Annotated in this window: 3 protein-coding genes; all 3 read left to right on the forward strand. The window is 75.0% G+C overall.

The genetic code is table 11. The annotated features are described in order from the left end of the window. Nucleotides 1-3: 3 nt before the first annotated feature. Genes ACFP3R_RS17285 through ACFP3R_RS17295 form a run of 3 tightly spaced genes read left to right on the forward strand, consistent with a single transcriptional unit; the run spans nt 4 to nt 20,194 of the window. Complete coding sequence (locus ACFP3R_RS17285) at nt 4-18,786, forward strand: non-ribosomal peptide synthase/polyketide synthase (protein WP_380637238.1); 18,783 nt, start codon at nt 4-6, stop codon at nt 18,784-18,786. Beyond that, complete coding sequence (locus ACFP3R_RS17290; protein WP_380637239.1) at nt 18,783-20,006, forward strand: MFS transporter; 1,224 nt, start codon at nt 18,783-18,785, stop codon at nt 20,004-20,006. The genes ACFP3R_RS17285 and ACFP3R_RS17290 overlap by 4 nt, the downstream gene beginning before the upstream one ends. Continuing rightward, complete coding sequence (locus ACFP3R_RS17295; RefSeq protein WP_380637240.1) at nt 20,003-20,194, forward strand: MbtH family protein; 192 nt, start codon at nt 20,003-20,005, stop codon at nt 20,192-20,194. Before ACFP3R_RS17290 ends, ACFP3R_RS17295 begins: the two co-directional genes overlap by 4 nt. The last annotated feature ends 175 nt before the right edge of the window (nt 20,195-20,369 follow it).

Below are 20,369 nucleotides of genomic sequence, written 5' to 3' on the forward strand. Positions count from 1 at the left end.
CCGATGACCACGTCCAAGGACGACCGGATCTCCGCGCTGCCCGCGCACCTGCGGGAGAAGCTGCGCCAGCGGCTCGCGGGCAAGGTGGCGGCCACCGCGCCGCGCGCCGACGAGATCCCGCCCGCGCCGCGCGACCGGCCGCTGCCGCTGTCCGCCGGTCAGCAGCGGCTGTGGTTCCTGGCCGAGTTCCAGCCCGGGAGCACCGAGTACACCAGCGCGCTGGCGCTGCGGCTCACCGGCGCGCTCGACCGGGACCGGCTGACCGCCGCGCTGCGCGGCCTGGTGCGGCGGCACGAGTCGCTGCGCACCACGTTCGACCAGGTCGACGGCCGCCCGGTGCAGGTCGTGCACGACCACGTGGACCTGGACGTCGTGCTGGTGGACGACCTGCGCCCCGAGCTGGACCGGCCGTTCGACCTGCGGCGGGGCCCGCTGTTCCGGGCGGCGCTGTTACCGGCGGCGACCGGCTCGGACGACGCCCACGTGCTGCTGCTGACCACGCACCACATCGTGGTGGACGGCTGGTCCCTGGGCCTGCTGGCCGAGGAGCTGGGCGCGCTGTACCGGGGCGAGGAGCTGCCGCCGCCGCGGTTGCAGTACGCCGACTACGCCGTGTGGCAGCAGGGCAGGCCGGTGGACGTCGGCTACTGGCGCACCCAGCTGGCCGGCGTGGCGCCGCTGGAGCTGCCCGCCGACCGGCCGCGACCGGCCGAGCGCACCTCCGCGGGCGCCGCGCACGAGCTGACCGTGCCGAAGGGCGTGGCCGACCGGCTCGCCCGGCTGGCCAGGGACAACGAGACCACGCTGTTCACCACCCTGATGGCGGCCGGGCAGCTGCTGCTGGCCCGCTACTCCGGGCAGGACGACATCGCGGTCGGCACGGTGACCAGCGGGCGCGACCGGCCCGAGCTGGCCGGCGTGGTCGGCTTCCTCGTCGGCACCGTGGTCATCCGGTCCACTGTAGACACCTCGCGGTCGTTCACCGAGTTCCTGGCGCAGGTCAACCGCACCGCGCTGGACGCGTTCGCCCACGACGACGTGCCGTTCGACCGGGTGGTGGAGGCCGTGGGCGCGCCGCGCGACCCGAGCCGCACGCCGCTGTTCGACGTCATGGTGGTGCTCCAGAACGCGGGCCGCGCGCTGCCCGAGCTGCCGGGCCTGCGGGTCGAGGAGCACCCGCTGACCCGCGACCAGGCGAACTTCGACCTGAGCATCGACTTCACCGCGGGCGACGACGGCCTGCACGTCCTGATGGAGTACAGCACCGAGCTGTTCGACGCGGCCACGGTCGAGCGGATGGGCCGGCACCTGCTCGCCCTGCTGACCGGCGTCACCGAGGACCCGCACCGGCCGATGGGCGCGCTGCCGCTGCTGCTCGGCGACGAGCCGGACGGCCGCGGTCGCGCGCTGGACGTGCCCGCCACCACCTTCCAGCAGCTGTTCGAGGCGCAGGCCCGCCGCACCCCCGACGCCACCGCGCTGGTGTGCGGCGACGAGCGGCTGACCTTCGCCGAGCTGGAGGCGCGGGCGAACCGGCTGGCCCACCACCTGGTGGCCGGGGGCGTCGAGCCGGAGCAGGTGGTCGCGCTGTCGCTGCCGCGCGGCGTGGACGCCGTGGTCGGCATCCTGGGCATCCTCAAGGCGGGCGCGGTGTACCTGCCGGTCGACCCGGGCCTGCCCGAGGCGCGCCGGGCGCACCTGCTCGGCGACTCCGGCGCGGTGCTGGTGCTCGACGAGCCGGTGGACACCTCGGCGTACGCGGCCACCAGGCCGGCGGTGGCGGTCGACCCGGCGAACGCCGCCTACGTCATCTACACCTCCGGCTCGACCGGCCTGCCCAAGGGCGTCGTGGTCGAGCACCGGCAGCTGGTGCAGCTGTTCCACAACCACGTCACCGACTTCGCCCGCGAGCACATGCGGGTGGCGCTGTCCGCGGTGTTCTCGTTCGACACCTCGTGGGAGGGCCCGCTGCTGATGGCGGCAGGCCACGAGCTGCACGTGCTCCCCGACGAGGTGCGGCTGGAGCCGACCGCGCTGGTGGACTACGTGCGGGCCAACCGCATCGACTTCCTCGACCTCACCCCGTCCTACGTGCAGCAGCTGCTGCCCGCCGGGCTGCTCGACGGCGACCACGCGCCGAAGGTGCTGATGCTCGGCGGCGAGGCCCTGGGCACGGCGCTGTGGCAGGAGCTGGCGCGCTCCCCGGGCACGAGGGCCTACAACTTCTACGGGCCGACCGAGACGACCGTCGACGCGGTGTCCACGCCCGTGGTCGGCGACCGGCCGGTCATCGGCCGCCCGCTGGCCAACCTGACCGCGCGGGTGCTGGACGAGGAGCTGCGGCCGCTGCCGGTGGGCGTGCCGGGTGAGCTGTTCATCGCGGGCCCGCAGGTCGCGCGCGGCTACCTCAACCGGCCCGGCCTGACCGCCGACCGGTTCCAGGCCGACCCCCACGGCGAGCCCGGCTCGCGCATGTACCGGACCGGCGACCGGGTCCGGTGGCTGGCCGACGGGACGCTGGAGTACCTGGGCCGCAACGACGACCAGGTCAAGATCCGGGGCTACCGGATCGAGCTGGGCGAGGTCGAGGCCGCTCTGCTGGGCCACCCCGACGTGCGCGAGGCGGCCGTGGTCGCCCGCACCGAGAACGGCCACCCCCGGCTGGTCGCCTACGTGGTGACCACCGGTTCCGCCAACCTGCGCGAGCACCTGCGCCGGTCGCTGCCGGAGTACCAGGTCCCGTCCGCGTTCGTGGAGCTGGACCGCATCCCGCTGACGCCGAACGGCAAGCTGGACAGGGCCGCGCTGCCCGCGCCGCAGGCCGTGGGCGACGGCGAGTTCGTCGCGCCCCGCACGCCCGTGGAGGCCGAGCTGGCCCGGATCTGGGCCGAGGTGCTGGGCGCGGAGCGGGTCGGCGTCGAGGACAACTTCTTCGCGGTCGGCGGCGACTCGATCCTGTCGATCCAGCTGGTGTCCCGGGCCCGGCAGGCCGGGCTGCACCTGACCTCGCGCGACGTGTTCCGCCACCAGACCGTGGCGGAGCTGGCGCTGGTCGCGGGCACCGCCGCCGAGGCCGCGCCGCAGCGGGTGTTCACCGGTCCCGCGCCGCTGACCCCGATCCAGCGCTGGTTCTTCACCGAGCACGGCCCGCTGGCGCACTTCACCATGACGCTGCTGGTGGAGCTGGAGCCGGGCGTGGACGCCGAGGCGCTGCGGACCGCCGTGCACGCCGTGCTGGCGCACCACGACGCGCTGCGGCTGCGGTTCCACCAGGTCGACGGCCGGTGGGTGCAGGAGGTGGGCCCCGGGAACGGTGCCGGGGACGGCGCCGTGTTCCGCGTCGAGCGCGAGGCCGACGCCGAGGCCGTGGCGCGCGAGGCGCAGCGGGGCCTGGACCTCGCCGCCGGTCCGCTGCTGCGGGCGGTGCTCTTCCCGGGCGAGCGGCCCGAGCTGCTGCTGACCGCCCACCACCTGGCGATGGACGGCGTGTCCTGGCGCGTGCTGCTGGGCGACCTGGAGCGGGCCTACCGGGGCCTGGCGCTGGAGCCGGTCGGCACGCCGTTCACGCAGTGGGCGCACCGGCTGGACGAGCACGTGCGCTCCGGCGCGCTCGACGGCGCGAAGGCGCACTGGGAGGCGCTGCCCGAGCCCGGGTCGCTGCCCGTCGACCGGGACGGCGCGAACACGGCCGGCTCGGTGCGCACGGTGTCGGTGCGGCTGGACCGGGAGACCACCGAGGCGCTGCTGACCGCCGTGCCGCCGGTCTACCGGACGCAGGTCAACGACGTGCTGCTGAGCGCGCTGGGCCGCGCCCTGGCCGAGTGGACCGGGCGGGACGCGGTGGGCGTGGCGCTGGAGGGCCACGGCCGCGAGGAGCTGCTGCCGGGCGTGGACCTGTCCCGCACGGTCGGCTGGTTCACCACCCAGTTCCCGGTGGTGCTGCCGATCCACCGGGACGGCGCCGACGGCGCCCGCACCGATTGGGGCCGCACCGATTGGGGCCGCACGCTCAAGGCCGTCAAGGAGTCCTTGCGCGCGGTCCCGCACAAGGGCCTGAGCTACGAGGCGCTGGGCGGCACCCGGCTGCCCGAGATCTCCTTCAACTACCACGGCCGGTTCGACGTGGCCGACGGCGGCTTCTACCGGGCGCGGCGCGACGCGGTCGGCGAGGACCTCGACCCCGGCCAGGCGCGCGGCCACCTGATCGACGTGATCGGCCTGGTCGAGCACGACGAGCTGGAGCTGGCCTGGCAGTTCTCCGCCGAGGTGCACGACGAGGGCACCGTGCGGCGGCTGGCCGAGCGGGTGCTCGACGGGCTGCGCGAGATCGTCGCGCACTGCGCCGAGCCGGGCGCGGGCGGCCGCACGCCGAGCGACTTCCCGCTGGCGCGGCTCACCCAGGAGCAGGTGGACGCCGTGGTCGGGCCGGACGTCGAGGACGTCTACCCCCTCACCCCGCTCCAGGCGGGCATGGTCTTCCACAGCCTCGTCGAGCCCGGCGCGTACGTGGACCGGATGCGGCTGGTGCTCGACGGCGTCACCGACCCGGCGGCGCTGGAGCAGGCGTGGCAGCGGGTCGTCGACCGCACGCCCGTGCTGCGCTCCAGCGTGGTCTGGGAGGGCCTGGACGAGCCGGTGCAGGTCGTGCACCGGGACGTCCGGCTGCCGTTCGGCCCGGTGGAGGGCGAGTTCGACCTGTCCACCGCGCCGCTGCTGCGGGTGCGGATCACCCCGTTGGACGGTGACCGGGTCGAGCTGGTCTGGTCGTCCCACCACGTGGTCCTGGACGGCTGGAGCACCGCGCAGGTGTTCGGCGAGGTGCTGGAGCAGTACCGGGCGATCACCACCGGCGAGCCCGCGCGGCTGCCCGCGCGCCGGCCGTTCCGCGACTACCTGCGGTGGCTGGCCGAGCAGGACCGGGCCGAGGCCGAGGCGCACTGGCGCGCCGTGCTGGCCGACGTGGACGGCCCGACGCCGCTGCCGTTCGACCGCCCGCCGACCCAGGCGCACCGCGCCGAGGCGACTGGGTCGGTCGCGTTCTCCCTCGACCTCGGCGACGCGGCGCAGCGCGCGGGCCTGACCGTGAACACGGTGGTGCAGGGCGCGTGGGCGCTGCTGCTGTCCCGCGTCTCCGGCGAGGCCGACGTGGTGTTCGGCACCACGGTGTCGGGCCGCCCGGCCGAGCTGCCGGGCGTGGAGTCGATGGTCGGCATGTTGATCAACACCGTGCCCGCCCGCGCCTCGGTCGACCCGGGCGCGGAGGTGGGCGCGTGGCTGCGCGCGCTCCAGGCCGCGCAGGGCGAGGCGCGGCGGTTCGACCACGCCTCGCTGGCCGAGATCCAGTCCTGGGTCGGCACGCGGCTGTTCGACAGCGTCGTGGTGTTCGAGAACTACCCGTTCGAGCGCGACGGCGCCGGGCCGCGGGTGGCCGAGGTGGACGCGGTGGACAACACCACGCTGCCGCTGGCGCTCACCGCCTCCCTGACCGACCGGCTCAACCTGGACGTGGCCTACGACCCCGGGCTGTTCGACGCCGGGACCGCCGAGCGGCTGGCCGGGTGGCTGCGCGACCTGGTGACCGCGATCGCCGCCGACCCGTCGACGCGCGTCGCGGACCTGCCGTGGCTGTCCGCCGACGAGCGGCGGCAGGTGCTGGTCGAGTGGAACCGGACGGCGGCGGAGTTCCCCTCCGCGCTGTACCCGGAGGTGTTCGCCGAGCAGGCCCGCCGCACGCCCGACGCGACCGCGCTGGTGTTCCGCGGCCGGTCCTGGACCTTCGCCGAGGTCGACGCCCGCGCCAACCGGCTGGCCCACCACCTCCTCGCGCACGGCGCGGGCCCGGACCGGGTCGTCGCGCTGCGGCTGCCCAGGTCGGCCGACCTGGTGGTGGCGGTGCTGGCCGTGCTCAAGGCCGGCGCGGCGCACCTGCCGATCGACCCCCGGCTGCCCGCCGAGCGGGTGGACTTCCTGCTGCGCGACGCCGCGCCCGCCCTGGTGCTGGACGAGCTGCCGGGCACCGACGGGTTCCCGGGCACCGCGCCCGAGGTCGTGCTGCGGCCCGAGCAGGCGGCCTACGTCATCTACACCTCGGGCTCGACCGGCACGCCCAAGGGCGTCGTGGTCGAGCACCGGCAGCTGGCGAACCTCTTCTACGCCAACCGGCGCGACCTGATGGACGAGCCGCTCAGGTTCGCGGTCACCGCCACGTTCTCCTTCGACACCTCGTGGGAGGGCCTGCTGTTCCTGGCCGCCGGGCACGAGCTGCACGTGGTGGACGACGACCTGCGCCTGGACCCGGCCGCGCTGGTGGCCTACGTGACCGAGCACGGCATCGGGATGCTGGACCTGACCCCGACCTACGCGCGCCAGCTCGTGCAGGCGGGCCTGCTGGACAGCGGGCTGCGCAGTCTCATGCTCGGCGGCGAGGCCGTCGACGAGGCGCTGTGGCGGGAGATCGCCGCGTCCCCGGTGGTGGGCTTCAACTACTACGGTCCGACCGAGGTCACCGTGGACTCGGTGGCCACGCCGGTCACCGGCGACCGGCCCGTGATCGGCCGCCCGCTGCACAACCTGGCCGCGTACGTGCTCGACGCCGACCTGCGGCCGGTGCCGCCGGGCGTGCCGGGCGAGCTGTTCCTCGCGGGACCGCAGGTCGCGCGCGGCTACCTCGGGCGACCCGGCCTGACCGCCGACCGGTTCGTGGCCGACCCGTTCGGGGCGCCCGGCTCGCGCATGTACCGGACCGGCGACCGGGTCCGGTGGCTCGCCAACGGAACGTTGGACTACCTCGGCCGCAACGACGACCAGGTCAAGATCCGCGGCTTCCGGATCGAGCTGGGCGAGGTGGAGTCGGCGCTGGCCGACGTCCCCGGCGTGCGCGAGGCGGCCGTGGTGGTCCGCGGCAACCGGCTGATCGGCTACGTCACCGGCGCGCCGGAGACCGACGCGCGCGACGTGCTGGCCCGCGCGCTGCCGGACTACATGGTGCCCTCGGCCGTGGTGGTGCTGGACGCGCTGCCGCTGTCCCCGAGCGGCAAGCTGGACCGCCGGGCGCTGCCGGAACCGGACTTCTCCGGCGAGCACGTCGCGCCGCGCACCGACGCGGAGCGGATCGTGGCCGGCGTGGTCGCGGACGTGCTCGGCCTGGAGCGGGTCGGCGCGACGGACGACTTCTTCGCCCTCGGCGGTGACTCGATCCTCAGCATCCGCGTGACCTCCCGGTTGCGCGCGGCGTTCGGCGTGCAGCTGTCGCCGCGCGCGGTGTTCGAGCACCCCACGGTTTCCGGCCTCGCCACCGCGGTGACCGGAAGGGCAGGAGTGGACGCCATCCCGGTGATCCCGCGCGATGGCGTCCACGGCCCCCTCGTCCACGAGCAGTCCCCCGCGCAGAAGCGGCTGTGGTTCCTGGACCAGTTCGAGCCGAACAGCACCGAGTACGTCACGCCCACGGCCCTGCGCCTGCACGGTCCGCTGGACCTCGACGCGCTGCGGCGCGCGCTCAACGGCCTGGTGGCGCGGCACGAGTCGCTGCGCACCACGTTCGACGACGGCGTGCAGCTCGTCCACGAGCCCTACGAGGTGCCGCTCGCGGTCGAGGACGTGGACTGGGAGGACGTGCTCCACCAGGAGGTGAGCACGCCGTTCGACCTGCGCCGCGGCCCGCTGCTGCGGGTCCGGCTGGTGCGCGTGGCCGCCGAGGAGCACGTGCTCGTGCTGACCCTGCACCACATCGTCACCGACGGCTGGTCCACCGGCGTGCTGGCCCGCGACCTGGGCGAGCTGTACGCGGGCCGGGAGCTGCCGCCGCCACCGGTGCAGTACGTGGACTACACGGCCTGGCACCAGGCCCCGCCGGTGGACTACTGGGCGCGCCGGCTGGCCGGGGTGCCGCCGCTGGAGCTGCCCACCGACCGGCCGCGCGCGGCCGTGCGCGGCGTGGCGGGCGCGATGCACGGGTTCACCGTGCCCGCGCCGGTCGCGGAGGCGCTGAAGTCCCTGGCCGCGCGGCGCGGGGACACCCTGTTCACCGCGCTCGTCGCGGCCACCCAGGCGCTGCTGGCCCGCTACACCGGGCAGGACGACATCGCGGTGGGCACCGCGGTGTCCGGGCGCGGCCGGGCCGAGCTGGACGACGTGGTGGGCCTGTTCGTCAACACCGTGGTGCTGCGCTCCACAGTGGACCTCCGGCGCTCCTTCGACGAGTTCCTGGCCCAGGTCCGCACCACCGTGCGGGACGGGTTCGCGCACCAGGACGTGCCGTTCGAGCGGGTGGTGGAGGCCGTGCGGCCCGACCGCGACCCGAGCCGCAACGCCCTGTTCGACGCCATGGTGCTGCTCCAGAACACCGGCGACGAGCTGCCGGAGCTGCCCGGCCTGCGGGCCGAGGAGGTCGGGCTGCCGCTGCTCACCTCGACCTGCGACCTCACCTTCGAGTTCGGCGAGTCCGGCGGCGAGCTGCGCGGCGCGGTCGAGTACAGCACCGAGCTGTTCGACGCGGGGACCGTGGACCGGATGACCCGGCACCTGGTGGCGCTGCTGGCGGGCGTCACCGCCGACCCGGACCGGCCGCTGGCCGAGGTGTCGCTGCTGCTGGGCGACGAGCCCGACGGGCGCGGCGAGCCGCTGGAGGTCGCGGGCGGCACGTTCCCGGAGCTGTTCGAGGCCCAGGCCGCCCGGACGCCGGACGCCGCGGCGCTGGTGTGCGGCGACGAGCGGCTGACCTTCGCCGAGGTGGACGCCCGCGCCAACCGGCTGGCCCACCACCTGCTCGCGCGGGGGGCGGGCCCGGAGCGGGTCGTGGCGGTGTCGCTGCCACGCTCGGCGGACTCCGTGGTCGCGATCCTGGCCGCGCACAAGGCGGGCGCGGTGTACCTGCCGGTCGACCGGGACCTGCCGCGCGAGCGGGTCGAGTACCTGCTGTCCGACGCGAAGCCGGTGCTGGTGCTGGACGAGGTGCCCGACCTGGGCGCGTTCCCCGCGACCGGGCCGGACGTGGTCGTGCGGCCGGACCAGGCCGCCTACGTGATCTACACGTCCGGGTCCACCGGCCGGCCTAAGGGCGTGGTGGTGGAGCACGGGCAGCTGGCCAACCTGTTCCACAACCACCGCGACGCGTTCGGCGGTTTCGGCCGGCTGCGGGTCGCGCTCACCGCGGTGTTCTCCTTCGACACCTCGTGGGAGGGCCCGCTGCTGATGGCGGCCGGGCACGAGCTGCACGTGATCACCGAGGACGTGCGGCTGGAGCCGGACGCCCTGGTCGACTACGTCCGGGCGCGCCGGATCGACTTCATGGACCTGACCCCGTCGTACGCGCAGCAGCTGCTGCCCGCCGGGCTGCTCGACGGCGACCACGCGCCGAAGGTGCTGTCGCTGGGCGGCGAGGCGCTGCCCGCGGCCCTGTGGCGCGAGCTGGCCGGCGCGCCCACCACCGCGTTCAACTACTACGGCCCCACCGAGGTGACCGTGGACTCGGTCGCCACCCGGGTGACCGGCGACCGGGCGCTGATCGGGCGCCCGCTGCGCAACCTCGTGGCACGCGTGCTCGACGAGGACCTGAGGCCCGCCCCGGTGGGCGTGCCGGGCGAGCTGTTCCTCGCGGGACCGCAGGTCGCGCGCGGCTACCTCGACCGGCCCGGCCTGACCGCCGACCGGTTCGTGGCCGACCCGTACGGCGAGCCCGGCTCGCGCATGTACCGCACGGGTGACCGGGTGCGCTGGGTGGCCGACCAACTGGAGTACCTCGGCCGCACCGACGACCAGGTCAAGATCCGGGGTTTCCGGATCGAGCCGGCCGAGGTCGAGGCCGCGCTGCTGGAGCACCCGGAGGTGGCGCAGGCGACCGTGGTGGCCCACGCGCACCACGGCCACCAGCGGCTGGTGGCCTACACCGCCGGCACCGCGACCGACCTGGGCGCGTGGCTCAAGCAGCGGCTGCCGGACTACCTGGTGCCCTCGGCGTTCGTGGCGCTGGACGCCCTGCCGCTGACGCCGAGCGGCAAGGTGGACCGGCGGGCGCTGCCCGCGCCGACGTTCACCGACGAGGCCGGCTACGTGGCCCCGGAGGCGGGCGTGCCCGCGCGGCTGGCGGGGATCTGGGCCGAGGTGCTGGGCGTCGAGCGGGTCGGCGCGCGGGACAACTTCTTCGCGCTGGGCGGCGACTCGATCCTGTCCATGCAGGTGGTGTCCCGGGCCCGCCAGGCGGGGCTGAAGCTGACCTCCAAGGACATCTTCCTGCGGCAGACGATCGCGGACCTGGCGCTCGCGGTGACCGAGCACGCCGGGCAGGCGCACGAGGTCGTGACCGGGCCGGTGCCGCTCACCCCGATCCAGCGGTGGTTCTTCACCGAGCACGGTCCGCTGGCGCACTACACCATGTCCGTGGTCGTGGAGCTGGGCGCGGTCGAGCCGGGCGCGGTGCGCGACGCCGTGCGGGCCGTGCTCGCCCACCACGACGCGCTGCGCACCCGGTTCACCCGGGTGGACGGGGTGTGGCAGCAGGAGGTCGTGCCGGTCGAGGCCGCGGGGTTCGAGGCAACGGGGTTCGAGGCGGCCGGGGTGTTCCGGGTCGCGGTCGACGACCTGCGCGTCGAGGCCGAGCGGGCTCGGGCCTCGCTGGACCCCGGGCGCGGGCCGCTGCTGCGGGCGGTGCTGTTCGACGACGGGCGGCTGTTCCTCACCGCGCACCACCTGGTGGTGGACGCGGTGTCGTGGCGGGTGGTCCTGTCGGACCTGGAGACCCTGCTCGCGGGCGGCGCCCTGCCGCCCCGGACCACGGCGTTCGCGGACTGGGCGCGGCGGCTGGACCGGCACGTCCGGGACGGCCGGTTCGACCACGCCCTGCCGCACTGGGCCGGGCTGCCGGTCGAGGAGCCCGTGCCGACCACCGCGGGCACCGCGCGCAGCGTGTCGGTGCGCCTGGGGCGCGCCGAGACCGAGGCGCTGCTGCGCGACGTGCCCGAGGCGTACCGGACGCAGGTCAACGACGTGCTGCTGACCGCGCTGGCGTGGGCGTTCGAGGGCCGCGCGCTGGTCGCGCTGGAGGGCCACGGCCGCGAGGAGCTGTTCGACGGCGTGGACCTGTCGCGCACGGTCGGCTGGTTCACCGCCCAGTTCCCGGTGTCGCTGGAGCTGCCCGGCGGGGGAACCGGTTCGGGCGACTGGGGCGACGCGCTGAAGGCGGTCAAGGAGCAGCTGCGCGCGGTGCCGGACAAGGGCCTGAGCTACGAGGCCCTGAAGTACGGCGGCCGGGACCTGGCCGGCGCGCTGCCCCGGGTGTGCTTCAACTACCTGGGCCAGTGGGACGACGAGGTCACCGAGGCCGAGCACGGCGAGGAGGTGCCCGCCGACTTCGTCCGGGGCCACCTGCTCGACATCACCGCCGCCGTGGCGGCGGGTGAGCTGGTGCTGGACTGGGAGTTCTCCACCGAGGCCCACGACGAGGCCGCGGTGCGGGCGCTGGCCGACCGGATGTGCGAGGCGCTGCGCGCGATCGCGGAGTTCTGCGCGCGGCCGGGTGCGTGGGGCCGCACCCCGTCGGACTTCCCGCTGGCGCGGCTGACCGCCGAGCAGGTCGACCGGATCGCCGACCGGGACGTGGAGGACGTCTACCCGCTCACCCCGCTCCAGGCGGGGATGCTGTTCCACGACCTGGTGGACGACGGCACGGCCTACTTCAACCAGATGCGGGTGCGGCTGACCGGCGTGTCCGACCCGGGCCGGCTGGGCGAGGCGTGGCAGCGCGTGGTGGACCGCACCCCGATCCTGCGCTCCGGCGTGGTCTGGGAGGGCCTGGACGAGCCGGTGCAGGTGGTGCGGCGCGGCGTGCGGGTGCCGATCGCGTACGCGGAGGTGACCGACGAGCTGGTCGCGGCCGACGCCGCGGCGGGCATGGACCTGGCCGGGCCGTCGCTGATGCGGCTGGCCATCGGGCGGGTGTCGGACACCGAGGTCGACCTGCTGTGGACCTCGCACCACCTGGTCCTGGACGGCTGGAGCACCGCGCAGGTGTTCGGCGAGGTGCTGGCCGAGTACGCGGGCGAGGCGCCCACCGCGCGCCGCCCGTTCCGCGACTACCTGGCGTGGCTCGCCGAGCAGGACCAGGCCGCCGCCGAGGCGCACTGGCGGGGCGTGCTGGCGGGCGTGGAGTCGCCCACGCCGCTGCCGTTCGACCGGGCCCCGGAGCAGGCGCACCGGGCCGAGTCGTCCGCGCAGGTGGTGCTGGACCTGCCGGTCGACCGGCTGGACGCGGTCGCCCGCGGCCACGGCCTGACGGTGAACACCCTGGTGCAGGGCGCGTACGCGCTGCTGCTGGCCCGCACCGCCGGGCAGTGGGACGTGGTGTTCGGCAGCACGGTGTCCGGCCGCCCGGCCGAGCTGCCCGGGGTCGAGTCGATCACCGGCATGTTCATCAACACCGTGCCCTCGCGCGTGGTGGTGGAGCCGGACGCGGTCGCCGCGGACTGGCTGCGCCGCCTCCAGGAGGAGCAGACCGAGTCGCGGCGGTTCGACTTCGTGTCGCTGGCCCAGGTGCAGCAGTGGGCGGGCACGCGGCTGTTCGACAGCCTGCTGGCGTTCGAGAACTACCCGGTGGACAAGGACTCCCCGGACGGCGCGCCGGCCATCGGGGACGTGGACAGCCTGGACACGACCACCTACCCGCTGACCGTGCGGGCGTACGCGGACGACTCGCTGCACGTGGAGCTGACCTACGACCCGAGGCTGTTCGACGAGCGCACCGTCCGGGTGCTGGGCGAGCGGCTGGCCCGGCTGCTGGACGCGCTCGGCGCGGACCCGCTGCGGCGGGTGGCGGAGCTGCCGTGGCTGTCCGACACCGAGCTGGAGCAGGTGCTGGTGTCGTGGAACGGCGCCGCCCCCGCGACGCCGGTGGACGACACGATCCCGTCGCTGTTCGCCGCGCAGGCGGCGCGCACGCCGGACGCGGTGGCGGTGACCTGCCGGGGCGAGTCGCTGACCTACCGGGAGTTGGACGAGCGGGCCAACCGGCTCGCCCACCACCTCCTCGCGGCGGGCGCCGGACCGGAAACCCTGGTGGCGCTGAAGTTCCCGCGCTCCCTGGACCTCGTCGTGGCCGTGCTGGGCGTGCTCAAGTCGGGCGCGGCGTACCTCCCCATCGACCCCGACTACCCCGCCGACCGCGTCGCCTACATGGTCGCGGACGCCTGGCCGGTGCTGACCCTCCAGAAGCTGCCCGACCTGGCCGGGCTGCCGACGAGCCCGCCGGACGTGGTGGTGCGGCCGGAGAACAAGGCGTACGTGATCTACACGTCCGGTTCGACGGGCAAGCCCAAGGGCGTGGTCGTCCCCCACGCCAACGTGGTGCGGCTGATGACGCGGACCGAGCAGTGGTTCGGCTTCGGGCCGGACGACGTGTGGACGCTGTTCCACAGCTACGCCTTCGACTTCTCCGTCTGGGAGCTGTGGGGCCCCCTGCTCCACGGCGGCCGGCTCGTGGTGGTGCCGTTCGAGGTCTCGCGATCGCCGCGCGACTTCGCCCGACTGCTCGTCGACGAGGGCGTCACGGTGCTCAACCAGACCCCGTCCGCGTTCTACCAGCTGCTGGCCGAAACCTCCGAGCTGCCGTCGATCCGGTACGTGATCTTCGGCGGCGAGGCGCTCGACGTCCGCAAGGTGACGGCGTGGCGCGGGCCCGGCGCCCTGATCAACATGTACGGCATCACCGAGACCACGGTCCACGTCACCTGGACCCACGCGGACGGCACGATCGGCGTCCCCATCCCCGACCTGCGGGTCTACGTCCTCGACGAGGACCTGCGGCCGGTCGCGCCGGGCGTGGTCGGCGAGATGTACGTGGCGGGTCCCGGCCTGGCGCGCGGCTACCTCAAGCGGCCCGGTCTGACCGCGTCCCGGTTCATCGCCAACCCGTTCGGCGAGCCCGGCGAGCGCATGTACCGCAGCGGCGACCTGGCCCGCTGGGTGGACGGGCGGCTGGAGTACTTCGGTCGCGCAGACCAGCAGGTGAAGGTCCGCGGGTTCCGCATCGAGCTGGGCGAGATCGAGGCGGCGCTGGCCCGGCACGCGGCCGTGGCGCAGGTCGCCGTGGTGGTCCGCGAGGACCGGCTGGTCGCCTACTGCGTGGCGGCCGGGTCGGACGCCTCTGGGTCGGACGCCTCTGGGTCGGACGCGGCGCTGGACGCGGCGGGCCTCCGGGCGCACGCCGCGCGGTCGCTGCCCGACTACATGGTGCCCACCGCGTTCGTGGCGCTGGAGCGGCTGCCGCTCAACGCCAACGGCAAGCTGGACCGGGCCGCGCTGCCCGCGCCCGAGCGGGAGGCGTCGGCGGCGGGCGGGTTCGTCCCGCCGCGCACCGAGGCCGAACGCCGGGTCGCGGACGTGTGGGCCGAGGTGCTGGGCCTGGACGCGGTCGGCGTGGAGGACAACTTCTTCGCGCTGGGCGGCGACTCCATCTCCAGCATCCGCGTGGTGTCGAAGCTGCGCTCCTCGTTCGACCTGTCGCCGCGCGACGTGTTCGAGCACCCGACCGTGGGCGCGCTGGCGGCCCGGCTGTCCACGGCGGGCGGGTCGGCCATCCCGCGCACCGGTGCCACTCCGCCGCTGTCGTTCGCGCAGCAGCGGCTGTGGTTCCTGGACCAGTTCCAGCCCGGCGGCACCGAGTACGTGACGCCGCTGGCCGTGCGGCTGCGCGGCGGGCTGGACGTGCCGCGGCTGGAGCGGGCGCTGACCGCGCTGGTGGCGCGGCACGACCAGCTGCGCACCGCGTTCCCGGCAGTGGACGGGCTGCCGGTCGCGGAGGTCCACCCGCCCGCGCCGGTCGTGCTGCCGGTGGTGGCCGCGCTGCCGGAGGTCGAGCCGTTCGACCTGACCACCGGGCCGCTGTTCCGGCCGGTGCTGGTGCGGCACGCGGACGACGACCACACGCTGGCGCTGACGATGCACCACATCGTCACCGACGGTTGGTCCGGCGGCGTGCTGATGTCCGACCTCGCCGCGCTGTACGGCGGCGAGGAGCTGCCGCCGCCGCCGATCTCCTACGGCGACTTCGCGGCCTGGCAGCGGCAGCAGCCGCTGGACACCCAGCTCGGGTACTGGCGCGAGCAACTGGCGGGCGTGCCCGCGCTGGAGCTGCCGACCGACCGGCCCCGGCCCCCGGTGCAGACCACGGCGGGCGCGCAGACCGAGTTCGCGGTGCCCGCGCCGGTGGTGGCGCGGCTGCGCCGGCTGGCCCGGGACGTGGACGGCACGCTGTTCACCGCGCTGGTCGCGGCCTGCCAGGTGCTGTTCCACCGCTGGTCCGGGCAGGACGACTTCGCGCTGGGCACGGTGGCCTCCGGGCGCGAGCGGCCGGAGACGCAGGACCTGGTCGGGTTCTTCGTCAACACGCTGGCGCTGCGGGCGCGGATCGACCCGGCGGAGAGCTTCCCGGCGTTCCTGGCCCGCACGCGGCGCGCGGTGCTCGACGCGTTCACCCACCAGGACGTGCCGTTCGAGCGGGTGGTGGACGCGGTGCAGCCCGACCGGGACACCAGCCGCACGCCGCTGTTCCAGGCGGTGGTGGCGCTCCAGAACGCGCCGCAGGCGCAGGGCTTCCCCGGCCTGGCCGCCGAGGACGTGGCGCAGTCGGTGGTCAGCGCCGCGTTCGACCTGACGGTGGAGTTCACCGAGGTCGACGACGGCGCCCTGCACGGGTCGGTCGAGTACAACACCGACCTGTTCGACGCGGTCACGGCGGACCGCCTGGTGGCGCACCTGCTGGTGCTGCTGGACGGGATCGCCGAGGACGCCGACCGGCCGCTGTGGGCGCTGCCCGTGCTGCCGGCGGCCGAGCGGGAGCTGCTGGAGACGTGGGGTTCCGGCGGGCCGGGCGTCCGGGGGCCGGGGCTGGTGGCCCTGGTCGAGGCGCAGGTCGCGCGGGTGCCCGAGGCCCTGGCCACGACCGGCGCGGCGGACGTGACGTTCGCCGAGCTGAACGCGCGGGCCAACCGGCTGGCGCACCACCTGATCGACCTGGGCGCGGGACCGGAGCGGGTCGTGGCGCTGCGGCTGCCGCGGTCGGTGGACCTGCTGGTGGCCGAGCTGGCGGTGCTCAAGGCGGGCGCGGCGTTCCTGCCGGTCGACCCCGCCTACCCGGCCGAGCGGATCGAGTTCATGCTCGCCGACGCGAAGCCGCTGGTCGTGCTGGACGGCCCGGTGGACACCTCCGGTCAGCCGGGGACCAACCCCGTGGTGGCGGTGCGGCCGGACCACCCCGCGTACGTGATCTACACGTCGGGGTCGACCGGGCGGCCGAAGGGCGTCGTGGTGTCGCACGCCGGGCTGGCGGCCTTCTCGGCGGCCGAGATCGCGCACTTCGACGTGCGACCGGGCGACCGGGTGCTGGAGTTCTCCTCCCCCAGCTTCGACGCCTCGGTGCTGGAGCTGTGCATGGCGTGGCCGGCGGGCGCGGCGCTGGTCGTGCCGCCGCCGGGACCGCTGCTGGGCGACCAGCTGGCCGAGGTCGTCGACCGGCACGGGGTGACGCACGCGCTCATCCCGCCGGTGGCGCTGGCCACCGTGCCGGACGGGGCGGAGCTGCCGACGTTCCGGACGCTGGTCGTGGGCGGCGACGCCTGCTCGGCGGACCTGGTGCGCCGGTGGGCCCCGGGCCGGCGGATGATCAACGCCTACGGGCCGACCGAGTCCACCGTGGTGACCTCGTGGAGCGAGCCGCTGGAGCCGGGCGGCGCGCCGCCGATCGGGCGGCCGATCCCCGGCACCGACGTGCACGTGCTGGACGCCGCGCTGCGGCCGGTGCCGGTCGGCGTGCCCGGTGAGCTGTACGTGTCGGGCATCGGCCTGGCGCGCGGCTACCTGGACCGGCCGGGCCTGACCGCGCAGCGGTTCCCGGCCAACCCGTTCGGCCCGCCCGGCTCGCGGATGTACCGCACGGGCGACGTGGTGCGGTGGAACCGGGACGGGGTGCTGGAGTTCGTCGGCCGCGCCGACGAGCAGGTGAAGATCCGCGGGTTCCGGGTGGAGCTGGGCGAGATCGAGACCGCGCTGGTCGAGCACCCGGACGTGCGCGAGGCGGTCGTGGTGGCGCGGGCGGACGCGCGCGGCCACAAGCGGCTGGTCGCCTACGTCGTGGGCGAGGTCGCGAAGCTGCGCGAGTTCCTGGGCGAGACGCTGCCGGACTACCTGGTGCCGTCGGTGTTCGTGCCGCTGGACGTGCTGCCGATGAGCCCCAACGGGAAGGTGGACCGGGCGAAGCTGCCCGAGCCGGACCTCTCCGGCATCGGCGGGGCCGAGCACGTGCCGCCGTCCGGGCCGGTGCAGGAGGCGCTGGCCGCGGTGTGGGCCGACGTGCTGGGCGTGCCGCGGGTCGGGGCGGAGGACAACTTCTTCTCCCTGGGCGGCGACTCGATCCTGTCCATGCAGGTGGTGGCGCGGTCCCGGCAGGCCGGCTACCGGTTCACCACGCGGGACCTGTTCACCAACCAGACGATCGCCTCGCTGGCGCCGCACGTGACCGTTGAGGTCTCGTCGGCCGACGACCGGGCGGCGGTGGTGGGCGAGGTGCCGCTGACGCCGATCCAGCACTGGTTCCTGCACTCCGGGCGGCGCAACCCGCACCACTTCAACCAGTCGCACCTGGTGGAGCTGGACCCGGCGGTGGACGTGGACGCGCTGCGGCGGGCCCTGGGCACCCTGGTGGCGCACCACGACGCGCTGCGGCTGCGGTTCACCCTGGAGGACGGGGTGTGGCGGCAGCGCAACGAGGACGTGGACGCCGGGGCCGAGGTGCTGACCGTGGTCGACGGCGACGCCGACCTGGAGGCGGTCGCGGACGAGGTGCACGCCTCGTTCGACATCGGCGCGGGACCGCTGTTCCGGGCCGTGCTGTTCCGCCGCGACCAGCCGCTGCTGCTGCTCGTCGGGCACCACCTGGTGGTGGACGGCGTGTCGTGGCGGGTGCTGCTGGACGACCTGGAGACGGTCTACGGCGGCGGCGACCTCGGCGCGAAGACCACCTCGTACCAGGAGTGGTCGCGCGAGCTGGAGGCCCACGTGCTCGGCGGGGGGCTGGACCGGGAGCTCGACCACTGGACGATGGGGTTCCCGGAGTTCCCCCGGCCCGGGGGCGAGGCCGCGGCGGTGACCGTGGAACTGTCCGAAGAGGACACCGAGGCGCTGCTGCGCGGCGCGCCCGCCGCCTACCGCACGCGGATCAACGACGTGCTGCTGGCCGCGCTGGCGTGGGCGCTCTCGCGGTGGACCGGGTCGTCGCGGGTCGCGGTGGACCTGGAGGGCCACGGCCGCGAGGACGTGCTGGACGACGTGGACCTCTCGCGGACCGTCGGCTGGTTCACCACGGTGTTCCCGGTGGCGCTGGAGGTCGACGACGCCGGCGGCTGGCGCGACCGGGTGAAGGCGGTGCGGCGGCAGCTGCGGTCCGTGCCCGGCAACGGGTTCGGCTACGGGGCCCTGCGCCAACACGGCCTGGTGCCCGACCGCGGGCGGCCCGCGGTGTCGTTCAACTACCTGGGCCAGTTCGACACGGGCCAGTCCTCCGGTGGCGCGGACGGGCCGACCGGCCTGTACCGGGCGGTGTTGCCGTCGGTCGGCCGGGACCACGACCCGGCGGACGCCGGCGACCACCTGGTCGACGTGGTCGGCGAGGCGGGCAAGACCCTCGGGTTCACCTGGTACCACCACCCGTCGGCGCACCCGACCGCCGAGGTGGAGGCGGTCGCGGCCGACTTCGCCGCGGCGCTGCGGGCCATCGCCGAGGACTGCCGGGGGGCGCTGTGACGGTGTCCCTGGCGCGCAACCGCAACTACACCCTGCTGTGGGGCGGGCAGGCGCTGGCCGAGGTCGGGTTCAGCGCCACCGTCCTGGCCCTGCCGCTGCTGGTGTACGCGGTCACCGGGTCCTGGTTCGTGGCGGGCCTGGCGCTGACCGTCGACTCGGCGGCGCAGCTGCTGGTGGGGCTGCCCGCGGGCGCCCTGGTCGACCGCTGGGACCGGCGCCGGATCATGCTGTGCTGCGAGGCGGCGCAGGTGGTCGCGCTGGCCGGCCTGGTGGCCGCGGTGTGGTTCGACTCGGTGACGGTGCCGCACGTGCTGGCGGTGGCGGCGGTGCTGGGCGTGTGCCGGGCGATGTTCGAGCCGGCCGAGGACGCGTGCCTGCCGCGCCTGGTGCCCGAGTCGCAGCTGGCGACCGCGGTGGCGATGAACACCGCCCGGTCGCAGCTGGGGCAGATGGGCGGCACCGCGCTGGGCGGCGTGCTGTTCGGCGTGGCCCGGTGGCTGCCGTTCCTGCTGGACCTGGTCACGCACGTGCTGGCGTTCGTGGCGCTGCTGTTCCTGCGGGTGCCGCCGACCGAGCGGGTGGTGGAGCGGCAGCACCTGCTGCGCGAGATCGGCGCGGGCCTGCGCTGGGTGTGGGGCCGGGCCGAGGTGCGGGTGACGGCGCTGTGCGCGGTGGTGCTGAACCTGTTCTTCACCGCGTTCTACCTGGTGGTCATCGGGCTCGCGCAGGGCCGCGGCGCGTCGGAGGCCGAGATCGGCGTGATGGCCGCGATGCTCGGCGTCGGCGGGGTGCTCGGCGCGCTGGCCGCGCCGCGGCTGCACCGGTCGCTCGGGCCGTTCCGGTCCATCGCCTCGGTGTTCTGGGCGCTGTGCCTGCTGACCCCGCTGGCGCTGGTGCTGGACTCGCCCTACCTGCTGGGCGGGATGTTCGCCCTGATGACGTTCCTGGCGCCGACCGCCAACACCACCATCGGCACGTACCAGCTGCTGCTCACCCCGGACGAGCTGCGCGGGCGGATGAGCGGTGTGATGGCGGTGGTCGTGGGGACGGCGGGCGCGATCGGTCCGCTGGTCGGCGGCGCGCTGACCGAACTGCTGTCCGCGCACGCGGCCGTGACCGCGTGCGCGGTGGGGATTTTCTTGATCACGGTGTTCGTCACGGTCAACCCGACGCTGCGCGGGTACGGGAAAGATCTGATCCAGGAGGAAGAAGAGGCATGAGGGACGACATCACCTACCAGGTTCTGGTGAACGACGAGGGCCAGTACTCGCTGTGGCCCGCGCACCACGAGGTCCCGGCCGGGTGGCGGTTCGAGGGCACCCGCGGCACCAAGGACGAGTGCTCGGCCCACGTGGACGAGGTGTGGACGGACATGCGCCCGGCTTCGCTGCGCGCGGCCATGGACTGAGGCCGCGGCCTCCCCGGGCGGGGGTGGCCGGCGCACGTCGCCGGCCACCCCCGCCCGGGTGCTCGGGTGCTCAGGTCGACCCGGGTGCCCGGGTGATCCAGGTTCCCCGGGTCATCAGGGGTGTCCAGGTCACCGGGGGTGTCCAGGTCACCGGGGGTGTCCAGGTCACCGGGGG

This window comes from Saccharothrix lopnurensis, from assembly GCF_042658445.1.
Taxonomy (GTDB): domain Bacteria; phylum Actinomycetota; class Actinomycetes; order Mycobacteriales; family Pseudonocardiaceae; genus Actinosynnema; species Actinosynnema lopnurensis.

Coding starts and splice junctions, on each gene's coding strand:
- ACFP3R_RS17285 (WP_380637238.1), top strand. CDS start 4: ATGACCACGTCCAAGGACGACCGGATCTCCGCGCTGCCCGCGCACCTG.
- ACFP3R_RS17295 (WP_380637240.1), top strand. CDS start 20,003: ATGAGGGACGACATCACCTACCAGGTTCTGGTGAACGACGAGGGCCAG.